Origin of the sequence: Burkholderia humptydooensis (assembly GCF_001513745.1) — a bacterium.
Classification (GTDB): domain Bacteria; phylum Pseudomonadota; class Gammaproteobacteria; order Burkholderiales; family Burkholderiaceae; genus Burkholderia; species Burkholderia humptydooensis.
This window is the reverse complement of record NZ_CP013380.1, coordinates 3051241-3068341: the sequence shown is the minus strand read 5'-3', so window position 1 is coordinate 3068341 and position 17101 is coordinate 3051241. Positions and strand designations below refer to the sequence as shown.

18 protein-coding genes and 1 pseudogene are annotated in these 17101 nt (G+C 67.2%); 9 read left to right on the top strand and 10 right to left on the bottom strand.

Going from position 1 to position 17101, the window contains the following annotated elements; translation table 11 throughout:
* Nucleotides 1-106 precede the first annotated feature (106 nt).
* Genes htpG through AQ610_RS13670 form a run of 3 tightly spaced genes read left to right on the top strand, consistent with a single transcriptional unit; the run spans nt 107 to nt 3089 of the window.
* Complete coding sequence (htpG, locus tag AQ610_RS13680; RefSeq protein WP_009911687.1) at nt 107-2005, top strand: molecular chaperone HtpG; 1899 nt, start codon at nt 107-109, stop codon at nt 2003-2005.
* On the top strand, nt 2005-2613 hold the full coding sequence (locus tag AQ610_RS13675; protein ID WP_006024992.1) for a chorismate--pyruvate lyase family protein: 609 nt from the start codon (nt 2005-2007) through the stop codon (nt 2611-2613). The genes htpG and AQ610_RS13675 overlap by 1 nt, the downstream gene beginning before the upstream one ends.
* Entirely contained in the window at nt 2613-3089 is a 477-nt protein-coding gene (locus tag AQ610_RS13670; protein WP_006024993.1) for a DNA-deoxyinosine glycosylase, read from the top strand. Before AQ610_RS13675 ends, AQ610_RS13670 begins: the two co-directional genes overlap by 1 nt.
* Before the next feature lie 86 nt (nt 3090-3175).
* Here AQ610_RS13670 and AQ610_RS13665 read toward each other — a convergent pair whose 3' ends face one another.
* Together AQ610_RS13665 and AQ610_RS38145 are read right to left on the bottom strand one after the other, a co-directional pair.
* Nucleotides 3176-3442 (bottom strand): type II toxin-antitoxin system RelE/ParE family toxin, encoded by a 267-nt coding sequence (locus AQ610_RS13665; RefSeq protein ID WP_085954738.1) that lies wholly within the window; start codon nt 3440-3442, stop codon nt 3176-3178.
* 125 nt (nt 3443-3567) lie between these two features.
* Nucleotides 3568-3642: pseudogene (locus tag AQ610_RS38145) on the bottom strand (YlcI/YnfO family protein); the annotation flags it as partial.
* A 166-nt stretch (nt 3643-3808) separates the two neighbouring features.
* On the opposite strand from AQ610_RS38145, the gene AQ610_RS13660 reads away from it, so the two are divergent.
* The 3 genes from AQ610_RS13660 to mctP all read left to right on the top strand — a co-directional run bounded on the left by AQ610_RS13660 (nt 3809) and on the right by mctP (nt 6720).
* The gene (locus tag AQ610_RS13660; RefSeq protein WP_006024995.1) at nt 3809-4729 is read left to right on the top strand and encodes a class I SAM-dependent methyltransferase; all 921 of its coding nucleotides are present in this window, start codon (nt 3809-3811) and stop codon (nt 4727-4729) included.
* Nucleotides 4730-4933: 204 nt separating this feature from the next.
* Nucleotides 4934-5173, top strand: coding sequence for a DUF3311 domain-containing protein (locus tag AQ610_RS13655; RefSeq protein ID WP_009911690.1), 240 nt, complete (start codon nt 4934-4936; stop codon nt 5171-5173).
* Complete coding sequence (gene mctP / locus AQ610_RS13650) at nt 5170-6720, top strand: monocarboxylate uptake permease MctP (protein ID WP_006024997.1); 1551 nt, start codon at nt 5170-5172, stop codon at nt 6718-6720. Before AQ610_RS13655 ends, mctP begins: the two co-directional genes overlap by 4 nt.
* Nucleotides 6721-6838: 118 nt before the next feature.
* Here the strand turns inward: mctP and AQ610_RS13645 are convergent, their stop codons facing one another.
* The 5 genes from AQ610_RS13645 to AQ610_RS13625 all read right to left on the bottom strand — a co-directional run bounded on the left by AQ610_RS13645 (nt 6839) and on the right by AQ610_RS13625 (nt 12255).
* Nucleotides 6839-7273 carry a VOC family protein gene (locus tag AQ610_RS13645; protein WP_006024998.1) on the bottom strand — a complete coding sequence of 145 codons (435 nt, stop codon included), beginning with the start codon at nt 7271-7273 and terminating at the stop codon, nt 6839-6841.
* Nucleotides 7274-7552: 279 nt separating this feature from the next.
* Nucleotides 7553-8506: a transaldolase gene (gene tal, locus AQ610_RS13640; RefSeq protein ID WP_006024999.1), complete on the bottom strand. Its 954-nt coding sequence runs from the start codon at nt 8504-8506 to the stop codon at nt 7553-7555.
* Between the two features lie 223 nt (nt 8507-8729).
* A complete protein-coding gene (locus AQ610_RS13635; RefSeq protein ID WP_006025000.1) occupies nt 8730-9947 on the bottom strand; it encodes a benzoate/H(+) symporter BenE family transporter in 1218 nt (405 codons plus the stop codon).
* Between the two features lie 83 nt (nt 9948-10030).
* Nucleotides 10031-11206 carry a vWA domain-containing protein gene (locus AQ610_RS13630; RefSeq protein WP_006025001.1) on the bottom strand — a complete coding sequence of 392 codons (1176 nt, stop codon included), beginning with the start codon at nt 11204-11206 and terminating at the stop codon, nt 10031-10033.
* A 206-nt stretch (nt 11207-11412) separates the two neighbouring features.
* Entirely contained in the window at nt 11413-12255 is an 843-nt protein-coding gene (locus AQ610_RS13625; RefSeq protein WP_006025002.1) for an AAA family ATPase, read from the bottom strand.
* 234 nt (nt 12256-12489) lie between these two features.
* On the opposite strand from AQ610_RS13625, the gene AQ610_RS13620 reads away from it, so the two are divergent.
* On the top strand, nt 12490-12849 hold the full coding sequence (locus tag AQ610_RS13620; RefSeq protein ID WP_004185759.1) for a c-type cytochrome: 360 nt from the start codon (nt 12490-12492) through the stop codon (nt 12847-12849).
* A gap of 43 nt (nt 12850-12892) precedes the next feature.
* On the top strand, nt 12893-13261 hold the full coding sequence (locus AQ610_RS13615; protein ID WP_006025003.1) for a c-type cytochrome: 369 nt from the start codon (nt 12893-12895) through the stop codon (nt 13259-13261).
* Between the two features lie 136 nt (nt 13262-13397).
* Here the strand turns inward: AQ610_RS13615 and AQ610_RS13610 are convergent, their stop codons facing one another.
* Nucleotides 13398-13949: a DUF1841 family protein gene (locus AQ610_RS13610; protein WP_006025004.1), complete on the bottom strand. Its 552-nt coding sequence runs from the start codon at nt 13947-13949 to the stop codon at nt 13398-13400.
* Nucleotides 13950-14190: 241 nt separating this feature from the next.
* Here AQ610_RS13610 and AQ610_RS13605 point away from each other — a divergent pair, with 241 nt between their 5' ends.
* On the top strand, nt 14191-15123 hold the full coding sequence (locus AQ610_RS13605) for a DMT family transporter (RefSeq protein ID WP_043282090.1): 933 nt from the start codon (nt 14191-14193) through the stop codon (nt 15121-15123).
* Between the two features lie 212 nt (nt 15124-15335).
* Here the strand turns inward: AQ610_RS13605 and nth are convergent, their stop codons facing one another.
* Nucleotides 15336-15980 (bottom strand): endonuclease III, encoded by a 645-nt coding sequence (gene nth / locus AQ610_RS13600; protein WP_006025007.1) that lies wholly within the window; start codon nt 15978-15980, stop codon nt 15336-15338.
* Between the two features lie 4 nt (nt 15981-15984).
* Nucleotides 15985-16854 (bottom strand): electron transport complex subunit RsxB, encoded by an 870-nt coding sequence (gene rsxB / locus AQ610_RS13595; protein ID WP_059213570.1) that lies wholly within the window; start codon nt 16852-16854, stop codon nt 15985-15987.
* Between the last annotated feature and the right edge of the window lie 247 nt (nt 16855-17101).

Sequence of the window (17101 nt, the reverse complement as noted above, 5' to 3'; positions counted from 1 at the left end):
GGCGCGGTCGGGCGTCGCGGCAGCAGCATGACGCCGCGCGCCGGCTCCTATGGGGTCGTGAATCGAAACCGTCTGTCGTATTGACGCAATCAACAGGTAAATCAAGATGACTCAGCAAACCATGAGCTTTCAGGCAGAGGTCAAGCAGCTCCTCCACCTGATGATTCATTCGCTTTACAGCAACAAGGAAATCTTCCTGCGCGAACTCGTGTCCAACGCGTCCGACGCCGCTGACAAGCTCCGTTTCGAGGCTCTGGAAAACAACGCGCTCTACGAGAGCGATCCGAACCTGCGCATTCGCCTGTCGTTCGACAAGGCCGCGCGCACGCTCACGATCGACGACAACGGGATCGGCATGAGCCGCGACGAGGCGATCTCGAACCTCGGCACGATCGCGCGCTCGGGCACGAAGGAATTCTTCGCGAAGCTCTCCGGAGACCAGCAGAAGGACGCGGCGCTCATCGGCCAGTTCGGCGTCGGCTTCTACTCGGGCTTCATCGTCGCCGACCGGATCACGGTCGAGACGCGCCGCGCGGGCGTGCCCGCGTCCGAGGGCGTGCGCTGGGAAAGCGCGGGCGAAGGGGATTTCTCGGTCGACACGATCGAGCGTGCCGCGCGCGGCACGACGATCACGCTGCATCTGCGCGACGGCGAGGACGAGCTGCTGTCGTCGTACCGGCTGAAATCGATCGTCCAGAAGTATTCGGACCACGTCGCGCTGCCGATCCTGATGAAGAAGGAAGAGTGGGATCAGGAAAAGGGCGAGATGGTCGAGAAGGACGAGGACGAGACCGTCAACCAGGCGAGCGCGCTGTGGACGCGCGCGAAGAACGACGTCACCGACGAGCAGTACAAGCAGTTCTACCAGCACGTCGCGCACGATCACCAGGAGCCGCTCGCGTGGACGCACAACCGCGTCGAGGGCCGCAGCGAATACACGCAACTGCTGTTCGTGCCGTCGCACGCGCCGTTCGACCTGTGGAACCGCGACTATCGCGGCGGCCTGAAGCTGTACGTGAAGCGCGTGTTCATCATGGACGACGCCGAGCAACTGCTGCCGCAGTACCTGCGCTTCATCAAGGGCGTCGTCGATTCGTCGGATCTGCCGCTGAACGTGTCGCGCGAGATCCTGCAGGAAAGCCGCGACGTGAAGGCGATTCGCGAAGGCGTGACCAAGCGCGCCCTCTCGATGCTCGAAGAACTCGCGAACGCCGAGGACGACGCGGGCAAGGAGAAGTACGCGACGTTCTGGAGCGCGTTCGGCCAGGTGCTGAAGGAAGGCGTCGGCGAGGATCACGCGAACCGCGAGCGCGTCGCGAAGCTGCTGCGCTTCGCGTCGACGCATGGGGACACCGATGCGCAGAATGTGGCGCTCGCCGATTATGTCGCGCGGATGAAGCCCGATCAATCGAAGATCTACTACGTGACGGCCGACACGTGGCAGGCCGCGAAGAACAGCCCGCATCTCGAAGTGTTCCGCAAGAAGGGCGTCGAAGTGCTGCTGCTCACCGATCGCGTCGACGAATGGATGCTGTCGTTCCTGCACGAGTTCGACGGCAAGCCGCTCGCGAGCGTCGCGCGCGGCGATCTCGATCTCGGCGCGCTGAACGACGACGAGAAGAAGGCGCAGGAAGAGACGGGCGAGGCGATGAAGCCCGTCGTCGACAAGATGAAGGAAACGCTCGGCGACAGGGTGAAGGACGTGCGCGTCACGTTCCGGCTGACCGATTCGCCGTCGTGCCTCGTCGCCGACGACAACGACATGAGCGGCTACCTGCAGCGGATGCTGAAGGCGGCGGGTCAGAATGCGCCGTCGTTCCAGCCGATTCTCGAGATCAATCCGGAGCATCCGCTCGTCAAGGCGCTGAAGGCCGACGGCGCGGATTTCGGCGACTGGTGCCACCTGCTGTTCGATCAGGCGCTGCTCGCCGAAGGCGGCGCGCTCGAAGACCCGGCGAGCTTCGTCAAGCGGACCAACGCGCTGTTGCTGTCGCGCGCGGCGTGATGGCGCGGATGCGTTTCGACGCGGCCGATGCGTACTGGCGCGAGACGCCGCGCCCCGGCGCGTCGAGCGCGCAGAAGGACTGGCTCACGCGCGGCGGCTCGCTGACCGCGCACCTCGCCCGGCTCGGCCGCGTGACGGTGCGCGTGACGCGCGAGACGGTCGCGACGCCGTGGGCCGACGAGCACGGCGCGCTTTCATGCGCGTCGCGCGCGCCGGTGTGGGTGCGCGAAGTCGTGCTCGCGGTCGACGGCACGCCGTTCGTCGCCGCGCACAGCATCGCGCCGCTTGCCGCGAGCAAGGGCGTGTGGCAGGCGATGCGGCGGTTGCGCACGCGGCCGCTCGCGGAGCTGCTCTACAGCGATCCGGAGGTGACGCGCTCGCCGCTCGTGAGCCGGCGCGTGATCGCCGGGCATCCGCTGTTCGCGCTCGCGTCGCACGCGCTCGCGCGCGTGCGCGTGCATGCCGCGCCGCATGCGTTCGGCGCGCGCCGCTCGGTGTTCGAGCGGCGCGGCACGCCGCTGATGGTGACCGAATGCATGCTGCCCGCGCTGTGGCGGCATCTCGACGCGCACGGCGAGCGCCGCGCGCGCGACTTCGAGGCGACGTGATGCTGCGCGGCTTTCCTCCCGTCGTGTCGCCCGGCACGCACACGCTGATTCTCGGCAGCTTCCCCGGCGAGGCGTCGCTTGCGGCCGCGCAGTACTACGCGCATCCGCGCAATCAGTTCTGGCGGCTGTTGGGCGCTGTGCTCGGCGAGCCGGAACTGCAGGCGCTGCCGTACGACGCGCGGCTTTCGCGCGTGCTCGCGCACGACTTCGGCATCTGGGACGTGCTCGCCGCGTGCCATCGCGAAGGCAGCCTCGACGCGGCGATTCGCCATGCGCAGCCGAACGACTTCGATTCGTTGCGGGAAGTCGCGCCGAAGCTCAGGAAGGTCTGTTTCAACGGCAAGACGGCGGGGCGCTTCGAGCCGACGATACGCGCGGCGGGGTTCGATACGCTCGTGCTGCCGTCGTCGAGTCCGGCGAATGCGATGCTGTCGTTCGAGCAGAAGCTCTCGTGTTGGCGCGAGGTGCTTTCCTGACGGCATTCGATGGATGGCGGCGCAACGACGCGCCACATGCGGGCCGGCCCGCAGCCTGAGCGACCGGTCGTCGGGGTGGTTCCGGCTCAGTGATAATCGCTTTCCCGCTGATGGCGCGCGGCAAGGATCGTCACCGTTCGATCGTCGTCGATCTCGAACAGCGCAACATATCCCGATGCGCCGAACTGAATGAGCAGCTCCCGCAGAAATGGCATCGACGGATGAGCTTTGCGGCAAGTGAACGGCGACGATTCCAGCGTGGCGATCCCGGCGGTGATGGCGGCAAGCGCGCAGGCGGCGAGTTCGACGTCGGCGTCTTCGCGATCGACGATGAAGCCATAAAGACGGTCCAGAAGTCGCCGGTGCGCCGGGCCGCTTCGCGTGACGCGATGCCGCGGGCAATGAATTCGCTTTGGTTGCGACGGCGCTCGATGCCCTCGCGGATCGATTGCTCGACGAAACCCGACAGCGTTTCTCCTTCGCCGAGGACGCTTTCGGCGGCGTCGCGCAGTTCCGGTTCAACCCGGATGGATGGAAAGGTGGCGGATTTCATGATGTCTCTCGATGCATCGCAATTGCGATGCAATATCCGTTCATCGCTTTGTTGATGCAAGTCGGCCGGTCGGCGGGTCCGACGAGCAAGCGGTTTGCCTGCGCGCGACGCCGCGAGTGCTATCCTCTCGTTCGCTCAAACAGCCACGTCAGCAAGAGACTCATCCATGACCCGACTCATCAAGCGAGCCTCCGCCGAGGCGCGCGCGTCCCGGCGCGCCACGCCGTCTCCGTTCAACGGCTCCGAGAAGCTCAAGCCGTCCCGCGCGAAGCGCAGCCGCGCCGAGTTCGACGACCTCGACGGCGTCGCCGTCCTCGACGAGCCGCGCAAGCCGCGCTTCGCGCCCGTCACGTTTTCCGAAGAGCGCGGCGTGCGCTATCTGCATTTCGGCACCGAGTGGGTGCAGGGCGCGATGCGCCTGTCGAAGCCGTATCACATCGAGCTCGAGTACGCGCAGCAGATGATGGCGTGGCTGCTCTTCCTCGAAACGCCGCAGCGCGTCGTCCAGCTCGGCCTCGGCACGGGCGCGCTGACGAAGTTCGCGCATCGCTTCCTGCCGCGTGCGCACGTCGAGGCGGTCGAGCTGAATCCGGCCGTGATCGTCGCTGCGCGCTCGATGTTCGAGCTGCCGCCCGACGACGGGCGTCTGACCGTCCACGAAACGGACGCGTGGGATTTCGTCAATGATCCGAAGAATCGCGGCACGATCGGCGCGCTGCAGATCGATCTGTACGACGCGACCGCGCGCGGCCCGGTACTCGACAGCGTCGCGTTCTACCGCGCGGTGCGCGGCTGCCTCGCCGACGCGGGCGTCGCGACGATCAACCTGTTCGGCGATCACCCGAGCTTCGTGCGCAACATGAAGCACCTGAACGCCGCATTCGATCAACGCGTGATCGCACTGCCCGAAGTGCATGACGGCAACCGGATCGCGCTCGCGTTCTCGGGGCCGGCGCTGTCGGTATCGTTCGCTCAACTGACCGAGCGCGCGAAGCTGATCGAAGCCGAGCTGCGCCTGCCCGCCCGCTCGTGGGTGAAAGGATTGAAAGCGTCGTTCGGCGAGCGCGCCGGCGTCTTCACGATCTGAGGCCAAAGCGCGCGGGATGGCCGAGCAGGCCGCCCGCGCCGCAGCGCTCGCGGGCTCCGGGTTCGCCCTCGTTTGCCGCCGTTTTTTTCGACTCCTATACTGGCCGACGCCAGGGGAGTCGCAACCTGCCCGTCGTGTCGTTCCTCTTGCACCGCCGTACCCGTTCAGAACATATCAATAACCGGGATGTGAAGAGGAGACGTCATGGCTCACGATGCCGACGCCAACCGGGCCGCGAAACGCTGGCTCTGGTTGCTGGTCCTGCCGCTCGTCGCGATGGTCTGGGTGCCGTCGTACAACCGGACCGAACCGCAATGGTTCGGATTCCCGTTTTTCTACTGGTATCAACTGCTGTGGGTGTTCATTAGCGCCGTGATCACCGCATTCGTCTACCAGAAGACCAAGAACTGCTGGAAGGGCGTTCCGCGGGGAGACGGCAAATGAATCTGACCGCGACCTTCGTCTTCGTGCTGTTCTTCGTCGGCGTGACGATCATGGGCTTTCTCGCCGCGAACTGGCGGCGCGGCAACCTCGCGCATCTCGACGAATGGGGTCTCGGCGGCCGGCGCTTCGGCACGATCGTCACGTGGTTCCTGCTCGGCGGCGACCTCTACACCGCGTACACGTTCGTCGCCGTGCCGGCGCTCGTGTTCGGCGCGGGCGCGATGGGCTTCTTCGCGCTGCCGTACACGATCCTCATCTACCCGTTTGCGTTCGTCGTGTTCCCGAAGCTCTGGAGCATCGCGAAGCGTCACGGCTACGTGACGGCCGCCGACTTCGTCAGCGCGCGCTATGGCAGCCGCTCGCTCGCGCTCGCCGTCGCGGTGACGGGCATCGTCGCGACGATGCCGTACATCGCGCTGCAGCTCGTCGGCATCGAAGTGGTGATCGGCGGGCTCGGCTTCGACACGAAGGGCTTCGTCGGCGACCTGCCGCTCATCATCGCGTTCGCGATCCTCGCCGCGTACACGTACACGTCGGGGCTGCGCGCGCCCGCGATGATCGCGATCGTCAAGGACATCCTGATCTACATCACGATCGCCGCGGCCGTGATCGTGATTCCGGCGAAGCTCGGCGGCTTCGGGCACATCTTCGGCGCGGTGCCGCCCGCGAAGCTGCTCCTGAAGGCGCCCGACGCAGCGGGCCTGAACGGCTTCAGCGCCTATACGACGCTCGCGATCGGCTCGGCGCTCGCGCTGTTCCTGTATCCGCATTCGGTGACGGCAATTTTGTCGTCGTCGTCGGGCAACACGATCCGCCGCAACATGGCGATGCTGCCCGCGTACTCGTTCGTGCTCGGCCTGCTCGCGCTGCTCGGCTACATGGCGCTCGCCTCGGGCGTGAAGGACATGCCGGAATACGCGCCGTACTTCAAGGCGTTCGGGCCGAATTTCGCGGTGCCGGCGTTGTTCCTGCATTTCTTCCCGTCGTGGTTCGTCGGCGTCGCGTTCGCCGCGATCGGCATTGGCGCGCTCGTGCCGGCGGCGATCATGTCGATCGCGGCCGCGAACCTGTACACGCGCAACATCCATCGCGAGTTCGTCAACCGCAACATGACGCACGACCAGGAGACAAACGTCGCGAAGCTCGTGTCGCTGATCGTGAAGGTCGGCGCGGTCGCGTTCATCCTCGGCCTGCCGCTCACGTACGCGATCCAGCTCCAACTGCTCGGCGGAATCTGGATCATCCAGACGCTGCCCGCGATCGTGCTCGGGCTCTACACGCGGGTGCTCGACTATCGCGGGCTGCTGCTCGGCTGGGTGGCGGGGCTCGTGTGCGGCACGTGGATGGCGATCTCGCTGAAGCTCGCGAGCTCGATCTTCGCGGTCCATCTGTTCGGCTATGCGATTCCGGGCTATGCGGCCGTCTGGGCGCTGGCCGTGAACCTCATCGTGTCGATCGCGGTCAGCGTGCTCGTGCGCGTGCTCGGGATCGCGCATGCGGAAGACCGCACGCGGCCGGAGGATTATCTCGACGTCGTCGAGAGCTGACGCGCGGTTTCGCGCCGGCCGGGCGCGCGAATGAAAACGCCCGCGGCGCGCATCGCGCCGCGGGCGTCGTGCATCGGTCGACCGGGAGCAAACCCGAACGCTTCGGCTTCCGAAGCGTTCACTTCTTCATGTTCGGGTCTTCGACGTTGATCATCCAGTGCACGCCGAACTTGTCGCGCAGCATGCCGAAGCCGAGCGCCCAGAACGTCTTCTCGAACGGCATCGTCACCGCGCCGCCGTCGGCGAGCAGCGCGTCGAACATCCGCTTGCCGTCCTCGACGTTCTTCGGATCGAGCGACAGCGAATAGCCGCTGTGCACCTGCTGGTTGCCTGATGAGCAGTCGCCGTCCGAGCACATCAGCACCGAGTCGCCGATCTGGAAATTCGCGTGCATCACCTTGTCGGCCATCTCGGGCGGCGTCGGCCGCTCGGGATTCGGCGGCGCGTCCTTGTAGCGCGCAAGGAAGTTCACCCGTGCGCCGAGCGCGTCGCCGTAGAATTTCAGCGCCTCGTCGCAGCGGCCGCCGAAAAACAGATACGGTTGTACTTGCATCGTCGTCTCCTTGATCCTGGGGAGGGAATAGGGCGCAGCCGCGCCCATGTTGACGATTGTAGTGCGTCCGGGTGACAGCAACGGGAATCGTGAAAAGGGCCGCAACGAGCGGGCCGGGAATGCGCGCGGGGGAAGGGCGCGATTCGGCGGATACCGCCTCGCAAGGCGGCGCCCGCCGAATCGCGCATCGAAAAAAATGCCGATCCCCAAAGATGGCGGCCCCGAAGCGCGGGACGAACGTTTGTCATACCGCCCGTCGCGAATCGGAGCCCGCGCGCGTCAGCGCAGCGCGTCGATCATCTTTTCCAGCTTCACCGCGTCTGCCGAGAAGAGGCGAATGCCTTCGGCGAGCTTCTCGGTCGCCATCGCGTCGTCGTTCAACTGGAAGCGGAACGACGATTCGTCGATCGCGACGCGCTCGAGCCGCGCATCTTTCGCCGCGTCCGGCGACAGCTTGCGCGCAACCGTCTCGGCGCTGTCGTGCAGCTTCTGCAGCAGGTCGGGGCTGATCGTCAGCAGGTCGCAGCCGGCGAGCTCGGTGATCTGGCTCGTCGTGCGGAAGCTCGCGCCCATCACTTCGGTCTGGTAGCCGAATTGCTTGTAGTACGTATAGATGCGGCGCACCGATTGCACGCCCGGATCGTTCGCGCCGCCGTCCTTCGACTCGTCCCACTCGGCGCCCTTTTGCTTCTTGTACCAGTCGTAGATCCGGCCGACGAACGGCGAGATCAACTGCGCGCCCGCTTCCGCGCACGCGGCCGCCTGCACGAGCGAGAACAGCAGCGTCATGTTGCAGCGGATGCCTTCGCGCTGCAGCACTTCGGCCGCGCGGATGCCTTCCCACGTCGACGCGAGCTTGATCAGCACGCGCTCGCGGCCGATGCCCGCTGCTTCGTAGAGCTTGATGATTTCGCGGCCCTTGTCGATCGAGCGCTGCGTGTCGAACGACAGGCGCGCGTCGACTTCGGTCGACACGCGGCCCGGGATCAGCTTCAGGATCTCGGTGCCGAAAGCGATCAGCAGGCGGTCGATGATGAAGCCGACCGATTCGCCCGCATGATCGCGGACCGTTTTCTCGAGGATCGGCCGATACGCGTCCTTCTGGACGGCCTTCAGGATCAGCGACGGGTTCGTCGTCGCATCCCGCGGCTTGTATTGCGCGAGTTGCTGGAAGTCGCCCGTGTCGGCGACGACGGTCGTGTACTGCTTGAGCTGGTCGAGTGCGGTAGTCATGACGAGTCGAAAGCGAGGCGCGGCGCGCCGGTTCGGTGAGGACGACCGCGCGGCAGGGCGCGGGGCGATGCTGGGCGGCGCGCTTGGCGCGCGCCGCCGGACCCTCCATTCTAGGCCGGAAAGCGGAACCGGTGCCGAACGCTCGTGCGCCGGCGGGTGTGACGCGTGCCAGGGGCGAATCGCGCACGAACCATGCCCGATCCGGCCGCGAGCCGGACGGGCGTCAGGCGGCGCGACGCGCGTTGAGAATCGCCTGCGTGAGCACGCCCGCGACGAGCCCCCAGAACGCCGAGCCGATCGACAGCAGCGTGAGGCCGGACGCCGTCACCATGAACGTGACGAGCGCCGCTTCGCGCTGGCGCGCGTCCTGCATCGCGTTGGTGAGGCCGCTCATGATCGAGCCGAACAGCGCGAGCGCGGCGACCGACACGACGAGCGCCTTCGGCAGCGCGCCGAACAGCGCGGAGATCGTCGCGCCGAACACGCCCGCGACGAGATAGAACGTGCCGCACCAGACGGCCGCCGTGTAGCGCTTCGCGCGATCGTCGTGCGCCTCGGGGCCGGTGCAGATCGCGGCCGTGATCGCCGCGAGGTTGATCCCGTGCGAGCCGAACGGCGCGAGCACGAGCGACGCGACGCCCGTCGTCGCGATGAGTGGCGAGGAGGGCGTGCCGTAGCCGTCCGCGCGCAGCACCGCGATGCCGGGCACGTTCTGCGACGCCATCGCGACAACGAACAGCGGAATGCCGATGCTCACGATCGCCGAGATCGAGAACGACGGCGCCGTGAACACGGGCCGCGCGAGCGCGACGTGAAAGCGGCTGAAGTCGAGCAAGCCGAGCGCGCCCGCGGCCGCGATGCCCGCGGCGAGCGTCGCGACGATCGCATAGCGCGGCGCGGCGCGCTTGACGATCAGGTACGTGAAGAACATCGCGAGCACGAGCGCGGTCTGGAACTGCGCGGCGCGGAAGATCTCGATGCCGATCTCGAACAGGATGCCGGCGAGCAGCGCCGCGGCGATGCCGGACGGAATCCGGCGCATCAGCGTGTCGAACAGGCCGCTCGCGCCGACGGCGGCGAGCAGCAGCGCGCAGACGACGAATGCGCCGATCGCGTCCGCATACGCGACGCCCGGCAGCGACGCGACGAGGAGCGCCGCGCCGGGCGTCGACCACGCGACGACGATCGGCGCGCGATACCGCATCGACAGCCCGATCGTCGTCACGGCCATGCCGAGCGACAGCGCCCAGATCCACGACGAGATCTGCGCGTCGCTCAGGTGCGCGGCGCGGCCCGCCTGAAACATCAGCACGAGCGAGCTCGTGTAGCCCGTCATCATCGCGACGAAGCCCGCAACGAGCGCGGACGGCGACGTGTCGGTGAAAAAATTCGGCCGCGCGACGGCGGGCGACAGATTGGAGACGGGTGGCTGACTGCTCATCGGTGAAACGTCGGGTCTGAAGCGTTGAGGTGAAGCGTCGAAAACGACGGAATTCAGGGAGCTCGGCGGGTGCGGCGGGCGCGTCACTTGCTCAGCGTGCGCATCGCGGATTCGAGGCCCGCGAGCGTGAGCGGATACATCCGGTCGCCTAGCACGTCGCGAATGATCGCGATCGACTGCCGGTATTCCCATAGCCGCTCGGGCTCCGGATTGAGCCAAGCGTAGTGCGGGAACTGATCGGTGAGACGGCGCAGCCACACGGCGCCCGCCTCGGGATTGTTGTATTCGACGGAGCCGCCCGGCTGCAGCACTTCGTAAGGGCTCATCGTCGCGTCGCCGACGAAGATCAGCTTGTAGTCGGGCGTGAACTTGTGCAGTACGTCCCAGGTCGGCGTGCGCTCCGCGTGGCGGCGGCGGTTGTTCTTCCACAGGTGGTCGTACACGCAGTTGTGGAAGTAGTAGAACTCGAGGTGCTTGAACTCGGCCTTCGCGGCGGAGAAGAGCTCCTCGGTGCGCTTGATGTGGTCGTCCATCGAGCCGCCGACGTCGAGCAGCATCAGCACCTTCACGTTGTTGTGGCGCTCGGGCACCATCCGCAGATCGAGCCAGCCGGCGTTCGCGGCGGTGCTGCGGATCGTGCCGGGCAGGTCGAGCTCCTCGGCCGCGCCTTCGCGCGCGAAGCGCCGCAGCCGCCGCAGCGCGACCTTGATGTTGCGCGTGCCGATCTCGACCGAATCGTCGTAATCGCGATACGCGCGCGCCTCCCACACCTTGACCGCGGTGCGGTTGCCGTTCGACGGCCCGCCGATCCGGATGCCTTCCGGGTTGTAGCCGCCGTGCCCGAACGGCGACGTGCCGCCCGTGCCGATCCACTTGTTGCCGCCCTCGTGGCGCGCCTTCTGCTCGTCGAGCAATGCTTTGAGGCGCTCCATCAGCTTGTCGAGGCCGCCGAGCGCCTGGATCTGCGCCTTCTCCTCGGGCGTGAGCTCGCGCTGCAGGCGTTTCTCGAGCCAGTCGAGCGGAATGTCGAACGCATCCGAGGGCAGCGCGGACACGCCGTGGAAGTACGCGCCGAATGCCTTGTCGAACTTGTCGAAGTACTGCTCGTCCTTCACGAGCGTCATCCGCGCGAGATAGTAGAACGCGTCGAGCGAAGGCTCGATCACCTGCGCCTTCAGCGCTTCCAGCAGCGTCAGGTATTCCTTGACCGACACCGGCAGCTTCGCCGCGCGCAGCGAGTAGAAGAAATCGATCAACATGGACGGGCCCTCGCATCGCCGCGGCGAGCCGGGCGGCCGTGCGGCGCACGGGCGCGCCGCGCGACGGCGGGCCGGAGCGCGCACGCGCCGCGCGACGAAGCGCGCAGCGGGTTCGGGTTCGCGCGACGCATCGCGCGTGTGCCCGCGGGCGTGGCGGCTGGATTCCGGCGGCTCATCTCGCGTGTCTCCTCGCGGCGCCCGTGCGTCTAGCGGTTGTGGCGGTTCATGTAGACGAGCCGCTCGAACAGGCTCACGTCCTGCTCGTTCTTGAGCAGCGCGCCCGCAAGCGGCGGCACGATCTGCTTCTGGTCCTTCGAGCGCAGCGCGTCGGGCGGGATGTCCTCGGCGAGCAGCAGCTTCAGCCAGTCGAGCAGCTCGGACGTCGACGGCTTCTTCTTCAGCCCCGACACGCCGCGCAGCTCGAAGAAGCTCTCGAGCGCCGCGCGCAGCAGGTCCTGCTTGATGCCGGGGTAGTGGACCTCGACGATCTTCTGCATCGTCGACGGATCGGGGAACTGGATGTAGTGGAAGAAGCAGCGGCGCAGGAATGCGTCGGGCAGCTCCTTCTCGTTGTTCGACGTGATGATGACGAGCGGGCGGTGCCGCGCGCGCACGGTCTCGCGCGTCTCGTACACGTGGAACTCCATCCGGTCGAGCTCGCGCAGCAGATCGTTCGGGAATTCGATGTCGGCCTTGTCGATCTCGTCGATGAGGAGCACGTTCGGGCGCTCGGCCTCGAACGCTTGCCACAGCACGCCCTTCACGATGTAGTTCGCGATGTCCTTCACGCGCTCGTCGCCGAGCTGCGAGTCGCGCAGGCGCGACACCGCATCGTATTCGTAAAGGCCCTGCTGCGCCTTCGTCGTCGACTTGATGTGCCATTGCAGGAGCGGCATGCCAAGCGCCGCCGCGACTTCCTCGGCGAGCATGGTCTTGCCCGTGCCGGGCTCGCCCTTGATGAGGAGCGGGCGCTCGAGCGTGAGCGCGGCGTTGACGGCGAGCTTCAGATCGTCTGTCGCGACGTAGTGCGAGGAACCTTCGAAACGCATGGCGGCGAGCTTCCGGCGAAAAAATCCCAGTATAAGTCAGAAGCGCCGCTGGCTTGGCGCGGCCGGCGTATCGTGCGAAGCGCATTCGGTGGGCGCGCGTGGTGGACGCGTTCCCCGGCGACGCGGTACAATCTGGCCGTTTTTTTTGGCCTGCGTGGCGGCCTCACAAGTAAAACGGCGCCGGCCGTTGCCTTTGCGGGCGCCAGTTTCCCCTCAAGCTAGGTTACAAGAGCTATGAATAAATTCGGCAAACATGTCGTTGTCGCAGCAGCGCTCGCGGCGCTCGCCGCCGGCGCGCAGGCGGCCGGTGTGGTCGGCAACCCGAAGGACGGGGCAAGCAAGGCCGCGATGTGCATCGGCTGTCACGGCATCGACGGCTACCGCGTGGCCTACCCGGAGGTCTACCGGGTGCCGCTCCTCGGCGGCCAGAACCAGGTTTATCTCGAGAATGCGCTGAAGGCCTACCGGAAGAAGGATCGCCATTTCCCGTCGATGAACGCGATCGCCGAATCGCTGACGGATCAGGACATCGCCGATCTCGCGTCCTACTACGCCGCGCAAAAGCCCGATTCGAAGAACAATCCCTACAAGTAAGCTCGCGCTTGCTGACCTCAGCACCGGGATAGGAGCATCATCCATGAAGAAGCCTCAGACGGCACTCAAGACGGCGGCGGCGCTCGCGCTCGCAGCCGGCTTCGCGATCGGCACCGCGCATGCGGCGGACGTCGCGAAGGGCAAGGAACTCGTCGAGTCGCACAACTGCGCGGCCTGCCACGGCGCGAAGCTCGACAATCCGATCAACGCCGAATATCCGCGCCTCGCGGGCCAGCACGCCGACTACCTGGTCTGGGCGATGCGCCAGTACCAGATGGGCCTGACGAACCCGCTCCTCGGCCGCAGCAACGCGATCATGCAGGCGCAGGTGCAGAGCCTGTCCGTTGCCGACATGAAGGACATCGCCGCGTACCTCGAGTCGCTGCAAGGCAGCCTCGTGTTCAAGAAGTAACGTCGGTACGCCGGCGTCGCGCGTGTCCTCTCGCGCGACGCGCGCGCCGAAAAATGCCCCGCTTCGAGCGGGGCATTTTTTTGTCCGTTGCGCACGTGCGCGGCATGCGGTGCGTGATGCCTTCGCGAGGGCCGCGTCAGCCGCGCGATGCGCGTCGCAGTATCCGCTGCAGATAGGCGTCGGAATCAGGCGGCGTGTTCGTGCGTTGCGCTTCCCAGATCGTTTCGCCGAGACATTCCATGATCGCGTGCTGCGCGTCGTGCGCGCAATCGCAGCGGGCGGCGAGTTTCTCGTGCGCGGCCCGGATGCCGGGCGGCTGGTCGATCGACAACTGCTCGCTGATCGCGAGATGCATCGACAGATGCAGGAACGGATTCGTGCGCCCTTCGTCGGGCGTGTAGTCGTGCGCGGCCGAGCGCCCGGCGTCCTCGAGTTCCGCGTGATATTCGGGATGCTCGACGATCCAGTCGGCCGCCATCGCTTCGAGCGGCGTGAGGATCTCGCCCGAGCGCTGCTTGCGCCAGGTGTCGATGAAGAAGCGACGCACGTCGTCGCGGCTCGGATTGAACATGATGTAAAGCAGGGCGTGTGACAGGCCGCTGCGGCCCGCGAGCGCATATTTTACGCTGTCCGCGGCAGGGCTGCCGAAAGCGCGACGGCGCGACGGCGTAACGAAGCGGCGAAGCAACGAAACTGCGAAACAGCATCCGGGCATTCAGGCGCGTGATGCACCGGTTTCGGGGCGCCGACGCAATCGCGCGGCGATGGGTTGCCCGGCATTTCGGGCGCGCGGCACGCTCACCGCTCACCGTTCGACGCGAGATCCGTCACGGCACGCATCGCGGTCCGCAACGGATTCGGCATAAACACCGCTTATGCGGCCATTCGAAGCTCGTTAGAATCGAGCGCTTTCACTACTCGCACGAGCCATGGCCTTGACCGCCGGAACCTCTTGCGCCGCGCGACGCGGCGCGCTGTACGTCGCGTTGTCGGCCGCCGCGTTCGGCGCGATGGCGATCTTCGGTCGCTACGCATACGCGGGCGGCGCCGACGTGCTCGGCCTCTTGATCGTCCGCTTCTCGATCGCGGGCGCGCTGCTCGCCGCCGTCGCGCGGAGGCGGCGCGTGCGCTGGCCGCGCGGCCGTGCGCTTGCCGCGATCGTCTGCATGGGCGCGCTCGGCTACGTCGGACAGTCGCTGTGCTATTTCAGCGCGCTGCAACATGCGCAGGCGAGCCTCGTCGCGCTGCTGCTCTATCTGTATCCGGCGTTCGTCACGCTGCTCGCCGCCTGGTGGCTCGGCGAGCGGCTCACGCGCGCGAAGGCGGTCGCGCTCGCGCTGTGCGTCGCCGGCTCGGCGCTGATGGTGGGCGGCGGTCGCGGCGAGCCGCTCGGCATCGCGCTCGCGCTCGGCGCGGCGGTGGTCTATTCGCTGTACATCGTCGTCGGCGCGAAGGCGGCGCGCGGCGTCGATCCGCTCGCGACCGTCGCGATCATTTGTTGCGCCGCGGCGGCGATGCTCATCGTGCTCGCGCTCGCACGCACGGCGGCGTTCGGCGCGCCGCCGCACTGGCCGCGCGCGGCGTCCGGCTGGGCCGCGCTCGTCGCGATCGCGCTCGTGTCGACCGTCGCCGCGATGCTCGCGTTCTTCGCCGGCCTCGCGCGGCTCGGCGCGGCCCGCACGTCGATGCTGTCGACGCTCGAGCCCGTCGTGACGGTCGCGCTGGCCGCCGCGCTGTTCGGCGAGACGCTGACGCCGCTGCAATGGGCGGGCGGCGTCGCGATCCTCGCGGCGGTGCTGTGGCTCGTGCGCGCGGGCACGCCGGCCGACCACGCGGAGCCGACGACGATCGCGAGCGCGTGAGGCTCGCGGGGCGGGTAGTGGGAGGTGTCGGCCGGGATCGGGTGCGGCCCGCGGCCGGCTTCGCCGATCGGAACGCGAAATGCGGAACGCGGAACGCGAACGTGCGATGAACGTGCCGCTTTGCAGCAATCGCGGGTCCGGTCCGGCGGGCCCGCGGATGCCCGAAGCGATCCGCGCCCGCCGCGCGCCGCAGCGCACGCGACCCGCCCCCGTCACTGCACGGGCGCAGGCGTCTTCGGCTTGTACTCGCAAAGCGGCTCGATCGCGCAGTGCCAGCATTCGGGCTTGCGCGCCTTGCACACGTAGCGTCCGTGCAGGATCAGCCAATGATGGGCATCGTGCAGGAATTCCTTCGGCGTGAACTTCTCGAGCGCCGCTTCGACCGCGCGCACGTCCTTGCCGGGCGCGAGGCCCGTGCGGTTCGCGACGCGGAAGATGTGCGTGTCGACGGCGATCGTCGGCTGGCCGAACGCGGTGTTCAGCACGACGTTCGCGGTCTTGCGGCCGACGCCCGGCAGGCTCTCGAGCGCCTCGCGGTCGGCGGGCACTTCGCCATCGTAGCGCTCGAGCAGGATCCGGCTCGCCGCGACGACGTTCTTCGCCTTCGTCCGGTAGAGACCGATCGTCCTGATGTAGTCGGCGACGCCTTCCTCGCCGAGCGCGACGATCCTCTTCGGTGTGTTCGCCACCGGGAACATCTTGCGCATCGCCTTGTTGACCGACACGTCGGTCGCCTGCGCCGACAGCATCACCGCGATCAGCAACTCGAACGGCGTCGTGTATTCGAGCTCGGTCGTCGGATGTGGGTTGAGGCTTTGCAGCGTTTCGAAGATCGCGCGTCGTTTGTTGGCGTTCATGCGGTCACGGTTTCGGTTTCGAGATCGGCGGCGCGTCGTCTTCGCGATCGGGCTTGCCGGCCGCGTCGCGCTGCCCGGCGAGACGGCGCCGCCGCGCTTCGGCCGCGTCGATCTGCGCCTGCACCGCGGCGCTGACGCCTTCGGTGTTCTTCGGCCCCGCGCCCTGGGCGGCGAGTTCTTCCTTCTTCTTGCGCGCGCGTTCGAGCGCCGCTGCAATGATCGCACGCTTCTTCGCTTGCGGATCGTCGTCGGCCGGCGCCGCGGGCTCGGCGGCAGGGGCGGTGGTGGGGGCGGTGGTGGGGGCGGTGGCCGCCGCGGCGGCGCTTGCCGCGCGGCGGGCCGCCGCCCGCGCCTCGGCTGCTTCGCGCTCGCGCTTCTGACGCGCGAGGCGCGCATCGTGCCGCGCGCGCGCGGCGTCGGCCTGCTGTTGCGACCACGCGTCCCAGCCGGTCTGCTCGCCCGTCACGGGTATCATCGCGATGCAGTCGACGGGGCACGGCGGCACGCACAGGTCGCAGCCGGTGCAGAGTTCGGCGACGATCGTATGCATTTGCTTCGGCGCCCCGACGATCGCGTCGACGGGGCACGCCTGCATGCACAGCGTGCAGCCGATGCAAAGCTGCTCGTCGATGAACGCGACGGGGCGCGCACGCTCGACGCCGTGCTCCGGATTGAGCGGTATCACGGGCTTGCCGAGCAGTTTCGCGAGCCGCGCGACGCCCTCGGCGCCGCCTGGCGGGCATTGATCATAGCCGGCGGTGCCGGCCGCGATTGCCTCCGCGTACGGACGGCAGCCGTCGTAGCCGCACTTCGTGCATTGCGTCTGGGGAAGCAGATCTTCGATGCGATCGGCGAGGGTCTTGGAATCGGTCACAGTGACGACGTGGGCCGGCGCGGCGGCCGGGCGTTCGAACGCGGCCCGGATATTTCTGAAAACAACAATTATCGCCGATTTTTCGCATTGCGCTTAACAACGCATGTGCCATAATCAAAACGCTTTTTTGCGTGACTATAGCAGGGTGTCCCTTAACGATGGCGCGCCCGTTCACGCCGCCGGCGATCGCCGCAGGCCCCGCGTCGATCGCCGGCGGCGCGAGCCGGATTACGCGGCTCACATAGCA

Coding starts and splice junctions, on each gene's coding strand:
- htpG (WP_009911687.1), top strand. CDS start 107: ATGACTCAGCAAACCATGAGCTTTCAGGCAGAGGTCAAGCAGCTCCTC.
- AQ610_RS13675 (WP_006024992.1), top strand. CDS start 2,005: ATGGCGCGGATGCGTTTCGACGCGGCCGATGCGTACTGGCGCGAGACG.
- AQ610_RS13670 (WP_006024993.1), top strand. CDS start 2,613: ATGCTGCGCGGCTTTCCTCCCGTCGTGTCGCCCGGCACGCACACGCTG.
- AQ610_RS13660 (WP_006024995.1), top strand. CDS start 3,809: ATGACCCGACTCATCAAGCGAGCCTCCGCCGAGGCGCGCGCGTCCCGG.
- AQ610_RS13655 (WP_009911690.1), top strand. CDS start 4,934: ATGGCTCACGATGCCGACGCCAACCGGGCCGCGAAACGCTGGCTCTGG.
- mctP (WP_006024997.1), top strand. CDS start 5,170: ATGAATCTGACCGCGACCTTCGTCTTCGTGCTGTTCTTCGTCGGCGTG.
- AQ610_RS13645 (WP_006024998.1), bottom strand. CDS start 7,273: ATGCAAGTACAACCGTATCTGTTTTTCGGCGGCCGCTGCGACGAGGCG.
- tal (WP_006024999.1), bottom strand. CDS start 8,506: ATGACTACCGCACTCGACCAGCTCAAGCAGTACACGACCGTCGTCGCC.
- AQ610_RS13635 (WP_006025000.1), bottom strand. CDS start 9,947: ATGAGCAGTCAGCCACCCGTCTCCAATCTGTCGCCCGCCGTCGCGCGG.
- AQ610_RS13630 (WP_006025001.1), bottom strand. CDS start 11,206: ATGTTGATCGATTTCTTCTACTCGCTGCGCGCGGCGAAGCTGCCGGTG.
- AQ610_RS13625 (WP_006025002.1), bottom strand. CDS start 12,255: ATGCGTTTCGAAGGTTCCTCGCACTACGTCGCGACAGACGATCTGAAG.
- AQ610_RS13620 (WP_004185759.1), top strand. CDS start 12,490: ATGAATAAATTCGGCAAACATGTCGTTGTCGCAGCAGCGCTCGCGGCG.
- AQ610_RS13615 (WP_006025003.1), top strand. CDS start 12,893: ATGAAGAAGCCTCAGACGGCACTCAAGACGGCGGCGGCGCTCGCGCTC.
- AQ610_RS13605 (WP_043282090.1), top strand. CDS start 14,191: ATGGCCTTGACCGCCGGAACCTCTTGCGCCGCGCGACGCGGCGCGCTG.
- nth (WP_006025007.1), bottom strand. CDS start 15,980: ATGAACGCCAACAAACGACGCGCGATCTTCGAAACGCTGCAAAGCCTC.